At 46.4% G+C, this 487-nt stretch carries 1 protein-coding gene; it reads left to right on the plus strand.

The annotated features are described in order from the left end of the window. Positions 1–487: PglZ domain-containing protein (locus tag ACNPNW_RS06040; protein ID WP_448766716.1), on the plus strand; the 487-nt coding region annotated here is incomplete at both ends.

Here is a 487-nt window from a genome sequence, read left to right on the forward strand (position 1 = left end):
GTCCCAAGTTACACCACACTGGGCATGGCCTCGTTATTGCCGCATCAGACTTTGGAGTACAAAGAGGCCGCAGGGGATGATGTTTTAGTAGATGGGCAATCTAGCAAAGGGACTGCAGCACGATCCAAAATTCTGGCTGCCTATAATGGATTGGCAGTAACCGCTGAAATGGTAAAAGGCTGGTCGCGTGATGAAGGCCGTGAAGCACTCAAAGACCATGAGCTGATTTACGTTTATCACAACGTGATTGATGCACGCGGTGACAGCGCCTCGACAGAATCAGAAACCTTTATGGCGGTGGAACATGCTATTGAAGAGCTGACTGAACTCAGCCGTAAAATTTTAATGCACTTCAATATTTCTACCCTGTTGATTACAGCCGACCATGGCTTCTTGTTCCAGCAAAGTAAACTGGAATCTGCGGATCGTTCAAGCTTGACTGAAAAACCAGCCAATACATTGAAGAGCAAAAAACGCTATGTGATTG

Source organism: Acinetobacter endophylla, assembly GCF_053543775.1.